Origin of the sequence: Desulfosporosinus sp. Sb-LF, from assembly GCF_004766055.1 — a bacterium.
In the GTDB taxonomy this organism is placed as follows: Bacteria; Bacillota; Desulfitobacteriia; order Desulfitobacteriales; family Desulfitobacteriaceae; genus Desulfosporosinus.
The window spans coordinates 123959-143024 of record NZ_SPQR01000001.1 but is presented as its reverse complement, the minus strand read 5'-3'; the positions used below and the strand labels follow the sequence as shown (position 1 = coordinate 143024).

The following is a 19066-nucleotide window of genomic DNA, read 5'->3' as shown; positions in this document are numbered from 1 at the left end:
CCTTCGCACCCCTTCCCATACGTTTATATGGGATATTATTCTGGTCTGAGGGAAAGTATGTCCACAACTCTACCAAATACGCCCCCACCACCTTCCTCGACATTTAGCTCCCCACTTCGGGCCTTCATAATCCATGCCGAAACCTTGACTCCGGCAACGCGCTCTAAGTCTGTTGCGCCAACCTGATGAAGTACAGCCATTTCCGTGCCGAAAGCCTTCAAAAGTCGTTCATACATTTTAGGCCCAATCCCGGGAAGCTGCAGTAGTGGAACTTGATGAACATAAGTTGAGTCATCGTGTTTACCCACCGGACGGTCTGCTATACTCATCAAGCGGTCCAAGACTCCCATCACAACATGACCACTCCCACAAATAGGGCAAGTCAACTGTGGAGCCGTGCTCTTAACGATGTTCTCACAACTTAGACAATACGTACGATGATATTTTCCTACTTTAGGGGGCAAGCCAAAATTACGAACTGCGTGCTTGTGTTTTCCCTTGATTAAATCTAACAGTCCTCCAAAAGAGGGGTCTGTTTGCTCGAAGGTATTATACTCCCGAGCAATATTAGGCAACGAGTGGGCATCTGAATTGCTAAACAAGACCACCGACTCTAGTTCACTGATACTTTCTGCCATTGCTCTATCGGCACTGAGCCCAATTTCCAAAGCCATCGGCAAGATCGGTAGTACGTCATTCAGACGCCTGCAACAATTCCCATAAATACCTTTGTGTGGAGTAAAGGCATGAGCGGGAAACCAAATCCCTTCTGCTTTCGAAACTGCTTCAATCCATAGGTCAATTGGAAGAAAGCCCTTTTGGGTACTCAATTGCCAATTTTTTGTGGAGTGCCTTAAGGAGCGGACGTATTGCTCGACTCGCTCCATCGATGGAAAATAGGCCAAGAAATGAGCATTCCCATCTCCGACCTGTAATTCAATTTCATGTCCAGGAATCACCGTCAGACCGTGAGCAGCATACCCACCTGCCGATAAAGGGCTCAGATCGCCCGAGTCTAACAATGTCTTAAAATCCTGTTGCACTCCGCTCGAATGAGCATCAACAACGCCTACCAAGGAGAGCCCTTTTACCTCACCGGCAACTTCAAGGATATTAGGCAAGGTTAATGCATTCGAAGCAGTAATTTTTACGGCTTTCCCGTTTAAACTTTGCCCTATATGAATATGTAAATCTGCAAAAATCATGCAATAAGCCCCTGTACGAGTAAAATCCCCAGAACGGTTTTTGCATCATTAAACTTACTTTGTTGTGCACTCTGCACTGCCTCACCCCAGGGGATTCTTTCCACGGCTAAAAATTCATCCTCATCTGGGGTTAACGGATCCCAAACCAAATCCCGAGCTAAAAACAGATGCATTAGCTCATCTGTGAAACCTGGCGTTGTGAAAAACGTGCTAATATGTTCCATTGTCCCCCGATAACCAGTTTCTTCCCGGAGTTCACGTTCGGCACAATCCAGGGGAGTCTCATGCGGATCGAGTTTCCCCGCTGGGATTTCCAAGGTTTCCTGGGCGATAGCATAGCGATATTGTCGAACCATGAGCACATGTTGATCCTGAAGGGCAATAATTGCAACCGCTCCTGGGTGCCTAATAACTTCTCGAGATGTTTCCAATCCATTTGGCAACCGGACTTGGTCACGTTCTAAACGAAGCATTCTTCCCTCAAAAAGCACCTCTCCTCCGATGCGTTCCTCGCGTCGGTTCTCTTCATTCAATGTGTTTTCCCTCTTTCCTTTCCTTAACTTAACTCTTGCTTATTTTACTTTATGTTCTGTCCATAATGCTCAATAATTAACCGTTCTCTTTATAACAGGGCATGCCGTTCAAGTTTGTAGTAGAAATTTCGGATTGACATTTTTAGCTGCTGGGCTGCTTTAGTTTTATTACCTCCGGTTCTTTGTAACGTGGTTACTAGTAAGGCGCGTTCCCACTGCCGTTGCAACCCTTCAAACCCGAGTTCCTCCTCTGTCAAGGAAATATGGGCTAAGTTACCAAAATGAGCCTCGGAAGAATTAGGAGTAGGTTGAATCAAAACTGGAAGATGATGATGCTCTACAACCGTTTCACCAATTCGCATGTTAATAATTGCTCGACCCAAAAAGTTTTCTAATTCGCGAACGTTCCCTGGCCAATGATACCCCATTAAAATTTGCAATGCCTCATCACTGATTCTCTCGACAGAGCGACCGTATTCCTGATTGAAGCTCCCTATGAGGTGGCGGACAAGTAAGGGCATATCACTTCTCCTCTGTCTTAAGGGGGGAATTATAACCGGGATTACATTTAAACGATAATACAAATCTTCGCGAAACTTACCAGCTCTTAATCCCGCTTCTAAATTAGCATTGGTAGCTGCAATAACCCTTACATCTACGTTAAATGAACGATTGTCACCCACTTTAACAATTTCACGTTCTTGCAGTACGCGCAAAAGCTTGGCTTGAAGGTTGAGGCTAATTTCCCCAATTTCATCAAGAAAAATAGTTCCCCCGTTTGCCTCTTCGAAAAGACCGACTTTTCCTCCACGTTTAGCCCCAGTAAAAGCCCCTTCTACGTAGCCAAATAGTTCACTCTCCAATAAGTTATCTGTTAATGCCGCGCAGTTGACCCGGATAAATGGCCCCTTATGTCGTTCACTCGAGCGATGAATAGCATGTGCAAACAATTCTTTGCCTGTCCCACTTTCCCCACGCAAGAGAACGGTAGCTGGCGTAACAGCCGCACGTTGTGCTTGTTCAATCACCTCTGTAATAGCATTGCTTTCCCCAACGATGTCATTGAAGGTATACTTCGCTTTCAGATGACGAGTTAACCGTTTTGCTCTTTCCAATTCCTCAGAGAGATTATGGACTTCCGACTGATCGCGCAGCACACCCACAGTTCCTCTAAACTGCCCCGAAACGATAATTGGAGCTACGTTAACGATCACATCTTTACGTTTAGGTCCTAATTTCATCAATGCCCCTTTAACCGATTGACGGGTTCTTAATACCTGCATGTGCATGCTTTCTCCTTCAGCAATATCCACTGTAGGGGGTTTGCCAAGAGCATCATCCGCAGTTAAGCCTGTTAAATGAGTGTAGGCAGGGTTAATCAGAATTCCGAGACCATTTTCATCGACCACAGAAATGGCATCCTGAATAGAGTTAATAATAGCAGTAAGGAAAATCCGTCGTTCTTGTAGCTCATTGACCTTACCTCTGAGTTCCTCATATTCAGTCATATCTTGTAGAAAGGTCACCGCGCCAACCACACGCCCCTTATCGTCTTGAAATGGCATACGACTGGCTATGATCATCTTACTGCCTAATCGAATAGATTTGTTAAATTCAATTGTTTGAGAATCCCGAATATGAGGAAGTGAATCATCTGGCATAAGTTGGCATAAATCTTTACCTAAGATTTCTTCAACCGATAGCTCAAACAATTTGGCAGCAAGGGAATTACAAATCACAATTTCATTTAAGAGGTTAATTCCTAAGACCGCATGGTGCGTTTCTCCTGCTATCCTCTCCAGTTGACCACGCATAAACATCTCCATTTCCCTCCAATCAGTTAAAACCTTCTTCTACTTTATCATTCGGCCCCTTGCTGCAAAATCCTGCCTTGCAATACTTTGCGCATCTGTATGAGATTATATTTATATTTTTGTATCGACATTCTTTTTCTACATCAACCCACAAATGGTAAACAATTGAATTAAATGGTTTTAAAAAAACACCTTATTATCCACACTAAGGTAATAATAAAGGTGTTTCTTAATTTATAGGATAAATAATTGCTTGAAGAGTATATTAATACATCATTGACATGCGTAGTTTATCAGCCACCATAGCCACAAATTCAGAATTTGTAGGCTTACCACGATCGACATTAATCGTATAACCAAAAAAACGATTCATGAACTCCACGTTGCCACGATCCCAAGCCAATTCAATAGCATGACGTATTGCACGTTCAACACGACTTGGAGTAGTTTGGTATTTAACAGCAATCATAGGATAAAGTTCTTTGGTTACTGCTCCGAGGAGTGATACATTCAGCACCACGCTGACAATTGCGTCCCTCAAATATTGATACCCTTTAACATGTGCCGGCACTCCCATTTGATGGATCATTCGAGTGACCTCAACTTCAAGATTTTTAGTTGTTGGCGGCAAGATTCCATTAGAGATTGGGTCTGATGTATTTGACATATTCAAAGGGCTCTGCATAATCTGCACTTTCTGTTCACTTTGAGAAATCTGCGTATTATTCTGTATAATCTGATGTACTGCTTTCCCGTTACCATTTCAAGTTGGAAGATTATTCGCTTTATCCGAAAAATGATCTTGCAACTGTCGAATTCGCTTACCTAATGTATCCAGATCGAAAGGCTTCAAAATGTAATTGATCCAAGGGTTTGAGGTCTTAGCAAACATTCTATATTATAAGAGTTTATTGGTTTATAGCTACTAAGTTAGTCGCTATATAATTATAGTTTATGACAATTATTAGGACAAGTCAAATGTCTATACCTCCAAGTTCAATAATGTTTTGACGTTAACAACGCATCACCTATTAATATCTTATAGGACTTGCGGTGTTTACGTCATATTCATTTATTACACGATTGAGGTGTAAGTTAATGACTTAGATCAATGCTTTTTTTATACTAAGAATAGTATAGCTATACGAAGTTTTTCTGTCCTAAAAATTGGATTGATGATCGAAACAATATACTTTCCCATCAAATCTTTTCTTGTTTGCAAGGCAAAAATTCCTTACTTTTTCTGATACGGGTTTGCTACAAATGGAACACTTCTCTTTATTCCAATTATTGTCTGATTTATTGGGTTGTTGATGTTCTTTCTTCCTCGTCCCATTTTTTTGCACATGCTCTAATCGAATTTGTTCATCTTTTATATTCTTATCACTAAGAACTTCATATATTTTAACAATATCAGAATCATTTAATATTGGCATCGAGCATCCCCTCGACAAAACTGCGACTTTCCTTGTAATGAAATCGGATAACTCCGTATCATAAATAATCAGTTCCGATGAAGTTATTTTTCTAAGCTCCGTATCGACTTTGAAAATACTTCGTCTTGTAAAAGATATAATTGAAAAATAGGATTCCGAACTCTTAAAATTGGCTAAAAGCACTTTAAGAGTCGCAATATGACCATAGTTTTGCCATAGTGGGTTTAGAAATTGATATTTTCCGTTTTGAAACCAAACTTTATCCTGTTTACTTCCAGAAATTTCACCAGAATAATTCTTAGTCTCAATTACAAAAAGTCCGTAAGGTGATATTACTACGTGATCTATCTGCGAATAACCCGAATGAGCCTTCGGATTAGGTAATAATAGATTACTAACATATTTATAATTTTTTGGCAACTGATCTAATTGAATATCGATCTTATATTCGCCTAACTCACCTTTTCTTAGTGCCTTACGATTTTTTTCCTTTTCTAAAGAACTATGCGATATTTCCGTTTTAGTGGTCATAGTGGGTTGAACGCTTACCAATGAGTCCTTTTGAAAGACTCTCTTGAACAGCTTTGATAGAAACATTCGAACAGCTCCCTCATATCCTCTTATAGCAAATTTATACCTACGAGAAAAGATTAAATTCCATATAGATTGAACGTCGATCTACAGACAGTTCAGTTCTGTTTCAACAAGAGATTCATGAGGTTTAATAATTCTGCATTGGAATATTGCTTTCCTTTAAGTTATTGACTTTGATCAAAGGCTATTTCTCATGCTGAAAAACCCCATAAATTTCTAGGGTTATTCAGTTATGCGTACCATTCAACTCAAAGATCACTTTTTCCAATATTACATATCGAACAAAGCGTTTGTAAATTTTCGATTACTGTTTTTCCACCCTTTGACCATGGTTGTATATGGTCGATATGAAGCAGGACTTCAGGGTTGGTTGCAGGTGAAGCTCCACAAATTTTACATTTAAAATTATCTCTTCTCATTACTAGGAAACGCAAACGCCAATTTATAGTCCTCTTACCTTGTTTCTCTTCCTTACTCGACTTTACATTAGAAATATCATCGTTTAAATCATTAGTCTGTAATGTAGAATTATCTACAACCTTAATAAAACTCTCTAAGGCACCTCTCCATGAGCCGAATCTTCTTTCATAAGTCCCTGCACTATACATCGAAACGGATGAAACCATGTCATTATAGCGAGGTTGCCTACTCAATTTTTTCCACATTCCTTCAAGATTCTGAAATAAATCTTCTGTAGGTATGTTCAAATTTCTAGTCCTTTCTAGACCTGCTTTCCCTAAACATGTAAACCACGATCCGAATCTTCTAGTAAAGGTGGTATTATGAAATTTCCCTCGCTCATTGTATTCATCGATCGTAACACTAGACTTACCTAGTTTCATCGCAACTCGTCTTAAATCTTCAATCAAATCCTCGTCACTGACATTGCGATGAAACTCTTCTAATTCAAATTTCATTTAATCCCACCCCCAAAAGCAATCTTGCATATAACTTTGGTTTCACCCCTCCTTAATTGTCTGACGCAAAAGATTCAAATGCGAATTGTTTATTCATGTGAAACTACTTACGATTATTAATTACTAATATTTTCTGCACAAACTTTACCAAATCCTTTGGGGGAAAATATTATTTTGACCTCATTAAGATCATGATATTTGCTGTGGTAATTGAACAGTCTCACCCTCCTTTTTGTTTTATTAGTCCTACAGGATTTGTTCCATACCCCACCCTGTATGAATCTCCTCCGTAATTCATCCTTTCAAGAGCGATTCGGATAGCTATTATTTCTACCAACTCGTTAGAGGTCAAGCTAAAAAAAAGGGGTTACATTTCCCCTTCTTTCCTTCATAGCACCAGTGGTTTACCTTTTTCCTAGCGTTTTCCTTAATTTTGCCTCGCTTTTTATAGCGTTTATAAAATGGATAGATAAGCAATACATGATTGTACAACTCTTCTTGATAAGTATCATCTACAAGATAGACAACTTGTCATCTCTCACCCCTGCATCTAATGACCCATCACTAGAGTTGATTATTCTATTAATCACGGATATTTTGGACGTTTTCTCCGCATATCCTATTAGAATATAATAGCACTTGGGGCATATACGTCATATCTAATCCTCTTTGGCATGAGAGTATTCATTCAACAAAATACAACCATCTACTATCTTACCTGTCCTCCAAAAAGATGTCTCACCTCAATTATGTAAAATATATTGCTTTCTGGTACTACTATTGTAGGTAGGCGGTATTCCTTCAATCGGTTTTCAATAGAGGTAGGGGAACTTAACAGTTGCTCCTGCGATTTCGCTATTTATGTCTTTCGGTATTTGTTGATACCCCCCTCTACCTGAAAGACCTGAAAATCAGCCCTCATTTGTTTTAGAATTGGGATTTTGGTGATTTTGTCAACCCACATAATAGAAGAGACAGGCGAATTGCTTGTCTCTTCTTACGCTTATAACTTAAAGCTATCCATCGCGTTATCCATTATATCCTGATTGATTCCAATGTATCGTAGAGTTACAGATGGAGCTGAATGATTGAAAAGTTCTTGGAGCAAGGCAACGTCCTTAGTTTTCTGATAGAAATGGATAACCAAAGGTTTTTCTCAACGTGCGAGTGCCGATTTCTCCATCAATTACTATAGCTCTTGATGTTTTGTAAGGATTCGGTAGGATTGTACCTTTGATATTGGTGTATTATCGCCCTTTTGACTTAGAAAATCAGCATTATCCATTCAAACTGACCTGGCTGTATTATAATTGCCATCGATCATATATTCCTCTTTTACTTAACTTGCTTAAGGTAGCCATCTAAAGCTTTCTGGGTTAACTGTGCAGTCTTGTGATCTCCTATACCGTTCTGTATCCTCACAGCCAGTTCCAAGAAATCAGCACAGGTTTGAAAGTATCCACCCAGCTTAGTATAGATTCCCACTAAAGTTCCGATGTTGGGTAATTGTTTTGATACCGCCTCGAAGTCAAGAGTGTCTTCGGCATTGTCCACTTGGATTTTTAATTGTGTGTGAGCATTACACCAGTCTGTTCTTCCAATTCCTTAACTGCATCTTCACTAGTCCCAAGAATACCATGAGCTAAACCCCTTATATAGGTAATAACTTTTTCTCTATCCTCAGTTTTAAACTTTTTACCAAAATATTGGGTCATTTTTTTCTTGACGTTTTTAGTCGCTCCTTGATTTTTTAGCAAGGCTAAAAACATCTTTATCGTATATGGGGAATCGTCCAGATCGAACAGGACAGTGTCCATATCGATGCAGTTTTCTAAAAGTAATTGCTTCACTTAGCACCTTCCTTAATTAAATTTATCTCACGTAGGGAGACTCCCTAGACGAACTCTCGTAAGGTTCTTCGACTTACATATTCTACATTTCCCTACACTAACCTGCAAAAAAAGCAAGGAATTAACAATGTTAATTATGACCAAAAAAAGATGCCCGTTTATCGGACATGAAAAAGGATGTTAGAGGAAACGAAGTAAATTTAAAAGCGATATTAACTGTCTATTTCTTTAAGAAATTTCTAGCGAATATAAAGGGTTATAATCTTTTAATTCTCCTTACTGTGGATTCGACGATGAATGGATTTTATTTATAGGAATGACTAAGAAGATCAGACCTGGATGCAACGATTCATCCATCCGTTTATGCCTTCCAGACGTTAAGCCCTTTGATATATTGTTTCAGAACCATGACATTGGAAAACTTGCACACAATACCATTAATAATAGTTTCAGGGTATATGGTAAGCAAGCCAATATTGACCCTAGAATCAGAGTTAGCCCTCATACCTTTAGACAACACCTACGCCATTAATTACCTCAAGAATGGAGGGTCTACAGCGTCACTCAGGGAACAATTAGGACATCGGACTATAGAAACAGTTGAAAAATTTTATATTGGTCATCAGATGATAAACTAGAGGAATTTCAAAAATTTAGTCCATTAGACAATATGGAATTTTAGACTTTAAGGGGTAAAGAAAATACCAATACAATAGTTCAATAGTTTTAAGGTAATTACCGCAACACCTATAGAATCTTATAAGACTTGCGGTGGTTACGTCATATCTATACAGTTTCATTGCCAAATCCTAAGCAACAACTTTTAAGTGTATATCTTTTATAAACTGTTATAAAATGACAATGGAACAAATCAATTAACCTTTCATTGTTCCATCTTTAATGTGGAACGCAGTATCTCTAAGAGTGCAAAAATCAATTACTTTTTTACTTAGATCATTGTAATACTCTTTCACATCTTTATATTTCGTTACCTCCGAATTGTAATTTGTACGCCCAAATATGATCTTATCTACGAAACTTATAGCTTCTAGAATTGCCATAAAATCTTGCTCAATGATATTTGGGGTAGGGTAGGGTTCTATACTGACCCAAGTCTTACACCCTTTTTCATGTAATGCTTTCAAGGCATTTATTCTTTCTTGATAAGTCGTAGCATTAGGTTCAATTGATTCCCTAAACGATTCATCAATTGAAATAAGTGTGATTCCATACTCGTTTTCTTTAGATAATTCAGATAATTCAATAGGCAATAACCCCTTTGTTAAAGCACTACATTTAATTCCACTGGAGTTTAATCTTTTTATTATCTCAATACTCATATTTGATATTTCTTCGTATTCATTCATAAAAGGATCGGTTGTAAAACACAAATGCACAGAGTTAATTTTGTTCTGAAATTTCGGTATTTCCTTTTCTAATAAATCAAGAGCGTTTTCTACCAAAGATGGTTCTATCCATTCCTCATATGACTTTACTTTCCCAAACCGTTTAGCCATTAGAAACGCATAGCAAGGGTATTTGCAACCATGAGAACACCCCTGAACGTGGTTTATTGTGTAGTCGCCATACTCTACACCAGTTTTATATAGTAAGGATTTTCTTCTAATAAAATTGTTAACTTTTTTCATTATTACACCTTAATTTCACCGTTTTATCTTTACTTGTTGTCCAAAACTTTGATGGTTTTCCTTTACTAGTGAGTTCTGGATGTCTTTTTACTTCTAACTTGTTAGCGTTATATAACTTTTCTAATTCTGTGCAGATATCGCTAGTAGAGAATCTAACACCATATTTGCTGACGAACTCCGCATGAAAGGTATTAAGATCAACATATTCTCTGTGTGACTTCATTAATTCAAGTATTTCTTTTTGCATTTCTGTCTTGTTTATGGATTGATTTTCTACATCTTCAAGCAACAACATACTGATCTGACCTTGATTCTGTAAATTCTGTAACGCCTCCCACCGTTTGTACATATTATCATTCATTAATACACAACCCTGTGCATGGTTTGTAGCGTGAATCATGCGATATTTGGGTCTTTGCCCCATTTTCAACCTTATTGGCATATTAAGTACATAATTAAACTGCTCTCTAAGTTTTTCGCAATATTTATCTGAGAATCGTTTTTCAGCCTCATATCCATCGTAGATACCTTTTTTGTATCCTTCAATTATTTCTTTCCAATAATCTCCACCCGCTACCTCACTCAGATCGTCAATAGGCTTATTACTACTATTTATAACATTATCAATCTCAACAATATCTTCCAAATCCCCAATATCAAACTTAACGTTCATAGCACTACATGCTTCTCTAATAAAACCAAATGAATTAAAATTAATTAGCATTTCAATACTATGAAGGCTTTTAACTGGTAGCTTTTTGAAAATCGAGAAGTGTAATGATTTTACCCCATAAGGATCAATATATAAAAAAACATTTTGTGATTGTTTCCCTTGTAATTGCTGTTCAATATTTTCCTCGTATTTACCAACGATTACGGTGACATCCTTGTATTTGTTGACATTTTCCTGAAGATCACTAGCATGATTTAATTCAATAAGGCATGATTTTATAATTGGTTTTCTAAAATTTGTTATTGATAGCACTTTTGAAATAATTTCTAGTGCAATAAGGGGTGATCCAGGATTTCCATCGAGAAATATTCCCTTACCCGCAAAGGCATCCACATAAAAAACTGGTCTTTGTGTTGCTAGTATTTTTGAAAAGTATGGTTTTAAATAGCATCCAAGAAGTTCGTCTTTAATAACCGACCAAGGTTTTTTCTCATCAAAGAAATCTTCATTATTTTTAGTCATTTTCATACCTCCATCCAATGTGCAATATTAAGATGACCTCTAATAAAGTGCAATGGACACGACCTCTCAGTTCCAATTTCATTATATTTCTACAAAAACCTACCAATTCCTTCAAGCGATTATACATTTAGATTTGCTTCATTATATCAAACTGATTGCTATGGTAATTGTACAGTTGCCCCTCCATCCTTTGATTCTTATTTTTACAACATTTGTCCGATACCCCCACCCATACAAATTTTTATAACACTTGAACAGGAGTAGATTATAGCACCCACATTAGAAAGTAGTATCTTTAAGTTACTCTCTATTGTGGGTGCTTTATCAGGTTCATCGCTTATAGGTTTTCTTGCTACTCTCAAATTCTTTAACAAATTTATAAAACATACTCTTCTTTAAGTTCATATCCCTCATAGCCTGAACAGCTGTTATTTGATTTTTTTCCATTTAACATATGTCTCTTCAAAGTTTTTAGGAATTTTCAAAGTAGGTCTACCAAGTTTTTTAAACCTTTAGCCTTTGATACAGCTATCCCTTCAGCCTGTCGTTGTCTGATGTTATCTCGTTCCTGCTGTGCAACGTATGAAAGAACTTGTAAGATCAAATCACTAATGAAGTTTCCTAAAAGGTCTTTATGCAATGTAATATTCAGTAATGGCATATCCAAAACAGTATTGTCAATACCTTTTCCATAGACCCTGCCATTCGCTCACTCATTAAAATATTCCTTTATTATAGACATTTACTCGTTTAGATGTCCTTCAGTGGTGGAAAATGAACCACTATTCTCAATTAGAATACTCAGTCCATTAGTCACAGAACTAAAACAAACCCTACTCCCTACTCCTGCAAGGGATACAGCCCTTAAAGCCAATGTGACATAATACACTTGTGTCACATTAGGCTAAAATGATTGAAAAAGTAAATTCTTTATAAATCAAAGAGGTAGGGGCTAACCCTACCTTTACTCATTCTTCATAATATCAATAAACTAACCCCAACCACCGTTAATTTAATTGCTGTATATTGGTTGTTCCTTCCTTCCGACTAGGATAAGCACTATTTTGGTGGAAGAGATCCTACAACCGTCATGCATGATCATGATAAAATACGCAACCACGTTATAAATGCAAAGAATACTAAATGCTAAATTTGTTGCCCGAAGCACCCTTATCACGCTCAACTGGTTCTTTAAATTTCTTTTTGCCACATGTATTAGATACATGCAGAGCAAGCCAACTACGACTAGCTTAAAGTAATGAAGTGCATTATGACTAACAAAGTAATTTGGTATCGAATTTCCTTCTATTGGTTTTCAATGGGAATATTACATCATGTAGGGATTAACGACCTCTTTGGGGCAAAGGAGATAACGCTTTGAAAAAAGCATACCAACTACTGGCTCTTTTTTGTATTTTAAACATTGCGGATTATTTCACAACGTTTTAGCAATAAGCTATGGAGCTTCTGAGTACCTTCTATATTCTCTGTCTCTATCTTCAGATTTAAGGTTTGGAAAGAATTTAATTATATCCATATACTTCGCACCTCAGATTATTATAATAATTGCGAATCTCGTATGGTAAATATGACTTAGCGTCCTAACAACTAGCAATCATAACTGGTTGTTAGGACACCAAAGGGTCATTGTTTAATTTGTATCAACAAGATCAACTCTACTTATATTGTATGTAGCATACAAATGCAAACCTAAATCTTGGGTTAAAGAATTGGAATTAACTTTGGTCTTATTGTATTGTCTTATATACTAAAACCATCAGTATTTAAGACAATACCACCTTCTAACCGCAAAATAATACCTGCACCAAGTGGTACAGGCATTAGGTATCGGGTATTTTGAGAGGAACAAGGCTATACTATTATTTAGGTAAAGCGGTGTCGTCACTCCTTATGTACCAATCCCCAGTAAGAATAGCAGTTCTGTCCTTCCATTCTACAGAACCACCATACATTTTAAGTTTAACAGCTCGGAAAGTTTTTCCGATATTAGGGTCGTAGTGTTTCTCTTCCATGTCAAGTATCTGTCCCACATACATTTTATTTTCACCTGAGCCATAGTAAAGTTTAACACCTATGGATAGGTAACCTCTTGCTAGTTTCCATTCGTAACCTTTAGGAGTTTCTTTCTCGATAGACTGTTGAGCTTCACCTTGCTTAATTTCAGATGTCTTAACATACCACATATTAGCTTTAATCATTTGATTGACATCTTTCCAGTATTTATTCTTTGTGTCCGATTCTTCAAATGATATTCCAAAATATTTATTACCATTTGTGTCTACATAATTCGGATTTACCCCTAAAACACTACCTGCTAAAACAAGTTTGGGAGTATCAAGATCTTCGATGAATAGTTTTGTTCCTTTAGAGAGGTATTCTTTTTTTACTAATGTGTATTCTGTATCTACTGTAGCAGGTGCTGTAACAGGTGTGCTTTGGGTGTAAGAAGATGTATTTGTAGCACTTGATGTCAGCACATTACTAGTATTATAGGCACCAACAACTTTACTAGCAAGTACAAGGTATATCGCAGTCGCAATAACCATCTTCCACTTAGTATTAGACCTAAACCCTATAATCTTCCGCCACCATGGTCTATCAATGACGGTTACGTTAATACTTGTATATGATTGCAAATGGGGCAACAATTTTTTTCCTGAGTCCATCATTAATATAGTGGTACGATTGTGTTCACCATCGAGAACTAACTTTGTATTTAGAGCGAAGAAATCTGCAGTCGCTTCGGTGAAGTCTTCCCAATCATAGGATTGGGAAAGGGTCACCTGACCACTGCTGAATTGATAAATATTAATCCCCTCTAAATAAAAAGAAGCATAAAGGAAGTGTAAGTCTGGCGGATTGTTTATTTTAGCGATAAACCATGGGTTAATTTCCAAAGTACGGCAATGATTCAGAACCGCTTCTTTAGCATTTTGATCAGGACTTTGGTTCTTATTAATCAATATACGCTCCTCCTATATTTCGCTCGATGAAGCAAAAACTCTAGTATGGCTAAATATTTATTAATAGTAACATTTAACCTAATAATCTAAATACTATATATACCTCAATAATATGTCAATATAAACTGCAATTCGAGTCTCTTTTCGATTGGTTTTCAACGCTTTAAGGTGGGTATATTGAAGTGTGTGGCTTATTGTAGAGTCCCAACTGATGAAGATGACCAATTGAATAGTTTTACGAATCAAACACAACATTATTTAAACATATTTAAGAACTCTGGGGAAATTGAACCTGCTCAGAGTTCATTTACAAGTTAAAGTTAATGTTATAAGTTACGGTAAATAATTATTATCTAATAAACTGATACCCTTTAAGGGGCAACAAGGGGTATAGACTTACGTTAAATACTTCACATATGTATAATTTTATTTATTTAGCTTTTAGTTGCCGTACAAGCATTCTTCTAACAAATAACCTATGCTCAATTACAGGCATTGAACAGAATTAAATTCTAATTATCTCCAAAATACTCTATTATTCTTCAAATTTATACCATTTCCTCGTAATTAGATATCACTACATAGATATAAATAAAGTCTGTGGTAGTTGGAGTGTTCTTAGTATTTTTGAGGGAAAGTTAGTTACCTTCAAGCGAAACCCAACTAAAGACTTTTTTCTTCGATTAATTAATAACTCTGACGTAATTACCGCAACACCTATAATTATATATATGACTTGCGGTGTTTACGTCAGTAGCCTTATATCAGCGGATTGAATTCTGCATTGACACTTACCCCTAGATCAAACGATTTCTAATGCTTCGCCAAAAATAAGACACCCTTTTACAGGTGTCTTATTTACAAATATTTAACTCTTCATTTTCTTCGAGTATGATACGGTGACTTCAGTTGCCATTTTGTGATTATTGTACTAGGGGCGAATATTTTGTATAACCTTGAGCAGAATGTTGGTTGCTAAAAGGGTAGTTAATTCTTCCTCTAGGAACTCGATCCCCTTTGGCATTCACCTCATTTTCGTCCATGTGTTTTTTGCACATAAAGGGACAGGTTAAATCCTGCTCAGCGAATATTTTATTGACTTTTAGGTAATGGTCATAGAGTATAACCTCAAAATCTGCCGTGCTTTCGCATCCTTCTATAGAACATCTGATATCCGTAGTGTAATCAAAATATCTTTTAAAATCCACGTTATCAACAACCTTTCTTATTTTTGCGAGTGATTCTTTCCCTTTAAATATGCCATCTCCCATTCCTCTTTGGTCAAATATTTAAACTCAGCTTGAGGAACTGGCAAATTACTTAATACAATGACAGTGCAATCATTTCTCAAAATCCTAGCTCTGCCAATCGCTTGAAGTAAATCTGATTCTATCAGGTACATTTGAATCACTCTAAGCAGTGGCTCATCATAAGTGTAAAAGTAATATTCGAAACCATTACGCTCAATCTTAGTGTAGGTCATTTCCCAATCATTCGAGTCTGTTTTGAGTCCTAGCACATGAGCATATAGTAGATACGCAATTGGGTTTACATTCGGAGTTCCCACAACAGCAATATCTCGTCCACTAAACGCGTCTAAACCTTCCGTTGACCCATAGGTAGCGACAGGGCTAAGCTCTTCTTTTAAAGATTTGTAAGTGATAATCGACATATCTCCGATAATCCCTCGTGCCATATCCAATAACTTCTCATTGCTTTTAACTTGCGTACGACTAAAACTCTTTTGAGGATATTGAATAATCTTACCCTTTAATTCAATTTCGCCAATATCGTACCAGACCATTCGATCACCAAACGCTAATTTGCATATTTGCTCATTCATTGTGGCACTCATAATGATTATCTTTTTATTAAGAGGCAATTCCCGTTTACTAACAAATTTTATTATTTCCTTTTTATCATCTGTAAAATATTTAATAAAATGAGTACAGCCAAAAAAGCCAAGTATATTAGTGTTTATTTTAGAATTGGTGATTACTGATTTATAAACCTTAGTATTTCCTTTAAGCAGGTTGTTTGGCATTTCATAGACAATATTTGTTTTTCCTTGACCAACTAATTTCAATAAATTATCAATTATCTCCTGTGTGTCATCTTCTAAGAATATTTCTTTTTCCAGTGATTTTAAATCTGCCATGTCCACGGAGTTAATAGGAAATATAGTGCGAAAAATATCCTCGTCTATAATAACAGTTTCGTTATAACTAACTGGAGGAAGGAACATTAATTTCTGATGGGTTGTAAGCAATGTCCCGACAGCTTTTAATGCTTCCTCCATTTCTATTAAGTACTGCCCGAGTTCGGGATACTTTTCTGCTAATTTAGTAATATAGAGGGTAGCTTCAGTATATGCACCAATACTATAATAATGGTCGATTATCTTCTTGTCCCTAGCTGGGATTGTTTTTGGCAATTCTGGTGTAACGGCAACATCATTTCCAACTTCTAAACACCGTTTACTAACCTCAGCTTTGAGTTTGTGTGTTGGCTGGGCAATAGTTGTGTCTTTTGCATCCAAATACAACTCTGTTTTGCCGATACCCGTTGAAGCTTTAAGGCAATATATTTTGCCTACTTCCCCCTTGTCTTGAATCTCTTTATAAATCTCAAACAACTTTGTTTCGGCATCTTTAAGAGATATTAAATCTGCTTGTTCATAGACATTTATTTGCCCTCTTGGGATTTTCCCCTGCAAAACCATGTTAATTCCATGTTCGCATTCATCTTTAAAAGGGCAGAAATTGGCACATCGTTGGGGAGCGTAATTTCTTTTATTTATATAGGTGAAGGTAGCGTTCCATTTATTAATATCATATTCCTTATTTTTAGCTAATCCTTCACTAAGTTTTTCTCTGCCACACTCAATCGCTAATAGATTTGTTGCCATACCGAATAATTCTGGATGATAAGCCCAATAACTCCCATCCATGTATTCCTTAAACAACTTGCAATTATCTTCTAGTTCATTCCAATTATAATTTCTAGTAACCTTCGTCCGTGGAACTCTAATGTTTGTTACATTAAAATTCTTCTTTTCGGGCGAGGTAATTGTCTCTTTACTGAAGATTATGTGATATACCTTTTTGACGTTATTACCGCATGTCCTATAGTAAATTATAGGACTTGCGTTAATTACGTCATTATCCGAATAAACATCATCGTCTTCTAGATATTTAATATCTGGAAGACCGTTGACCATATTTACTCCCACGCTCTTGCAAAAATTTGTTATTGTCCTTGAAGAATTATTGTTTTTATCCTGAGAATTAATATAGATAACCATATTGTCAATTAGTTCTGGAATGCTAATGGTAGCATCATAGTCACAATATATTAGTTCTTTACCACCAAAAAACAAACGACTAGGGTCTTTACACGCGTTATCACATTCAGGAAATATTTTCATCAAGGCTAACTGTATTAGATTTCTAACTCGTACATCCGTAACTTCATGTTCTAGCACAAAGACCACTCGAAATTTATTATTTTTTATAGACGAAAAAGTAGTATATGCAAACGCAGGATTAATATTATTTTGTTTACATCGTTCAATTGTTTCCTTAAGGGTAATCCCATTATCAAAGTCTAGAGCAAATAATTGTTGTTTAAGAAATCCTTTATTATTTCTTGTATTACCTTTAAACGTAACAGGAGTCCAACTGTATCCATAAGGTTGCACCATTAAAAGTGCTAAGCCTTTTACAGTCCCTTCAACAGTCTCACAAGTGAGCGAGTTACTTATTTCAGGGATTTCGTTATTACTGGGTTTCCTACGATGACATTTAGATTCCATAGGAATTACTAATCTTAATATTGACATATTACCCTCCTAAAATTGATTAGGAGGCAAGGGGGTTGCTTTTTTATCCCTTCACGGTTTCCGTTCCATACCTCTATTAAAATTTTTTTAAACTAATCGTGAATAAAGTGTGAAATACTCTAACTTAGATCAAGATCCAAAAAACGTACTAGCCCGTTCCTCATTGCAAGGAATACTTTCATTTAGTTCGTTCTCTATAATTGTAAAGATATCCTCATTAATAGTTGAGATTACTTATAATACTTTCCACCCTTCATTAACATTTTCTTTAACCATTTTTTCAATTTTTGTGGTTATCTTTTTAAATTTCCATTTGGTTCACCTCCTTTAAATAGTATCAGATAAATAAAAAAAGAGTCACCACTGGTACTCTTTCATTACTTCCGACTTTGAGTTTTCCCAGTTAATTTATTATTTTTAATGCAACCCCTTTCGATTTACCCTTTTGTGTATTATATCACAATGTTAGGCCAATGTCAATAGGTAACTTAAGATTATACCACTTTTATTTTTATATGTCAAACACTTATTACTTTTATTTCTGCATTTCGCAAATTACGAAAATAGTTATATCTCCTTTTAGTAAAGAATTATGCAGATGGAAGCAACCTCGGATATATTCTTGTTCTTAACTATTTCAGCACAAGCATAAACAACCCCTAGCTATGGTTGTAATACAAAATACTTATTCTATGGCTTATTATCAGTATTATTGCCTTACTTAAAGATCAACCAAGGCAAGTTCAAAGTGGATCAAGGACATATAAGTTTCAACATCTTAAGACTGATTCCTTTAGCTCTTACTAGCAAGAAGTACCTTATGGAAGCAAAAACCTTCACAATGTCTTATAGACGCTGTGAAGGCTTTATTTTGGATCAATAGGATCAGCAAAGACAAATGGTCTTGATTTCCTTGAAAACACTTCTGGACTATTTTGTCCTTACCACCTCTGCACAATCAAAAAAGTAACCCCTAGCTTTATAACTAGAGGTTGTACTACAAAATCGTGATTCTATGCTTGTTTAGCCTTTTATTGTTTTAACCTGC

The 19066-nt window shown here is 36.5% G+C and carries 13 protein-coding genes and 1 pseudogene; all 14 read right to left on the bottom strand.

Translation table 11 applies throughout. The features are described 5' to 3' along the window. Positions 1 to 35: 35 nt before the first annotated feature. The gene (locus tag E4K68_RS00725) at positions 36 to 1205 is read right to left on the bottom strand and encodes an endonuclease Q family protein (RefSeq protein WP_135376837.1); all 1170 of its coding nucleotides are present in this window, start codon (positions 1203 to 1205) and stop codon (positions 36 to 38) included. Next, positions 1202 to 1738: an NUDIX hydrolase gene (locus tag E4K68_RS00720; protein WP_199241657.1), complete on the bottom strand. Its 537-nt coding sequence runs from the start codon at positions 1736 to 1738 to the stop codon at positions 1202 to 1204. Before E4K68_RS00720 ends, E4K68_RS00725 begins: the two co-directional genes overlap by 4 nt. Positions 1739 to 1827: 89 nt before the next feature. Then, on the bottom strand, positions 1828 to 3558 hold the full coding sequence (locus E4K68_RS00715) for a sigma-54-dependent Fis family transcriptional regulator (protein WP_135376836.1): 1731 nt from the start codon (positions 3556 to 3558) through the stop codon (positions 1828 to 1830). A 259-nt stretch (positions 3559 to 3817) separates the two neighbouring features. Then, positions 3818 to 4411 (bottom strand): annotated as a pseudogene (gene spo0A / locus E4K68_RS00710) (sporulation transcription factor Spo0A); the annotation flags it as partial. Positions 4412 to 4712: 301 nt separating this feature from the next. Beyond that, a complete protein-coding gene (locus tag E4K68_RS00705; protein WP_135376835.1) occupies positions 4713 to 5585 on the bottom strand; it encodes a nuclease-related domain-containing protein in 873 nt (290 codons plus the stop codon). Positions 5586 to 5830: 245 nt separating this feature from the next. Beyond that, positions 5831 to 6499 carry an HNH endonuclease gene (locus E4K68_RS20895; protein WP_135376834.1) on the bottom strand — a complete coding sequence of 223 codons (669 nt, stop codon included), beginning with the start codon at positions 6497 to 6499 and terminating at the stop codon, positions 5831 to 5833. A 1335-nt stretch (positions 6500 to 7834) separates the two neighbouring features. Continuing rightward, entirely contained in the window at positions 7835 to 8053 is a 219-nt protein-coding gene (locus E4K68_RS20890; protein ID WP_243450199.1) for a hypothetical protein, read from the bottom strand. An 8-nt stretch (positions 8054 to 8061) separates the two neighbouring features. Further along, positions 8062 to 8349 carry a hypothetical protein gene (locus E4K68_RS20885; RefSeq protein WP_243450198.1) on the bottom strand — a complete coding sequence of 96 codons (288 nt, stop codon included), beginning with the start codon at positions 8347 to 8349 and terminating at the stop codon, positions 8062 to 8064. Positions 8350 to 9224: 875 nt separating this feature from the next. Next, on the bottom strand, positions 9225 to 9998 hold the full coding sequence (locus E4K68_RS00685; RefSeq protein WP_135376833.1) for a radical SAM protein: 774 nt from the start codon (positions 9996 to 9998) through the stop codon (positions 9225 to 9227). Continuing rightward, the gene (tcmP, locus tag E4K68_RS00680) at positions 9985 to 11193 is read right to left on the bottom strand and encodes a three-Cys-motif partner protein TcmP (protein ID WP_158291338.1); all 1209 of its coding nucleotides are present in this window, start codon (positions 11191 to 11193) and stop codon (positions 9985 to 9987) included. The genes E4K68_RS00685 and tcmP overlap by 14 nt, the downstream gene beginning before the upstream one ends. A gap of 481 nt (positions 11194 to 11674) precedes the next feature. After that, positions 11675 to 11854 carry a recombinase family protein gene (locus E4K68_RS21575; RefSeq protein ID WP_348982826.1) on the bottom strand — a complete coding sequence of 60 codons (180 nt, stop codon included), beginning with the start codon at positions 11852 to 11854 and terminating at the stop codon, positions 11675 to 11677. A 1219-nt stretch (positions 11855 to 13073) separates the two neighbouring features. Further along, complete coding sequence (locus E4K68_RS00670) at positions 13074 to 14177, bottom strand: hypothetical protein (RefSeq protein WP_135376831.1); 1104 nt, start codon at positions 14175 to 14177, stop codon at positions 13074 to 13076. A gap of 923 nt (positions 14178 to 15100) precedes the next feature. Continuing rightward, on the bottom strand, positions 15101 to 15448 hold the full coding sequence (locus E4K68_RS00665; RefSeq protein WP_135376830.1) for a hypothetical protein: 348 nt from the start codon (positions 15446 to 15448) through the stop codon (positions 15101 to 15103). Next, positions 15403 to 18018 carry a hypothetical protein gene (locus tag E4K68_RS00660; protein WP_135376829.1) on the bottom strand — a complete coding sequence of 872 codons (2616 nt, stop codon included), beginning with the start codon at positions 18016 to 18018 and terminating at the stop codon, positions 15403 to 15405. The genes E4K68_RS00665 and E4K68_RS00660 overlap by 46 nt, the downstream gene beginning before the upstream one ends. Positions 18019 to 19066: the final 1048 nt, after the last annotated feature.

Excerpts from the sequence above, each read along its gene's own strand:
- E4K68_RS00665 (WP_135376830.1), bottom strand. The coding sequence starts at position 15,448 with ATGGGAGATGGCATATTTAAAGGGAAAGAATCACTCGCAAAAATAAGA.
- E4K68_RS20895 (WP_135376834.1), bottom strand. The coding sequence starts at position 6,499 with ATGAAATTTGAATTAGAAGAGTTTCATCGCAATGTCAGTGACGAGGAT.
- E4K68_RS00725 (WP_135376837.1), bottom strand. The coding sequence starts at position 1,205 with ATGATTTTTGCAGATTTACATATTCATATAGGGCAAAGTTTAAACGGG.
- E4K68_RS00705 (WP_135376835.1), bottom strand. The coding sequence starts at position 5,585 with ATGTTTCTATCAAAGCTGTTCAAGAGAGTCTTTCAAAAGGACTCATTG.
- E4K68_RS00660 (WP_135376829.1), bottom strand. The coding sequence starts at position 18,018 with ATGTCAATATTAAGATTAGTAATTCCTATGGAATCTAAATGTCATCGT.
- E4K68_RS00715 (WP_135376836.1), bottom strand. The coding sequence starts at position 3,558 with ATGTTTATGCGTGGTCAACTGGAGAGGATAGCAGGAGAAACGCACCAT.
- E4K68_RS21575 (WP_348982826.1), bottom strand. The coding sequence starts at position 11,854 with ATGCCATTACTGAATATTACATTGCATAAAGACCTTTTAGGAAACTTC.
- tcmP (WP_158291338.1), bottom strand. The coding sequence starts at position 11,193 with ATGACTAAAAATAATGAAGATTTCTTTGATGAGAAAAAACCTTGGTCG.
- E4K68_RS00685 (WP_135376833.1), bottom strand. The coding sequence starts at position 9,998 with ATGAAAAAAGTTAACAATTTTATTAGAAGAAAATCCTTACTATATAAA.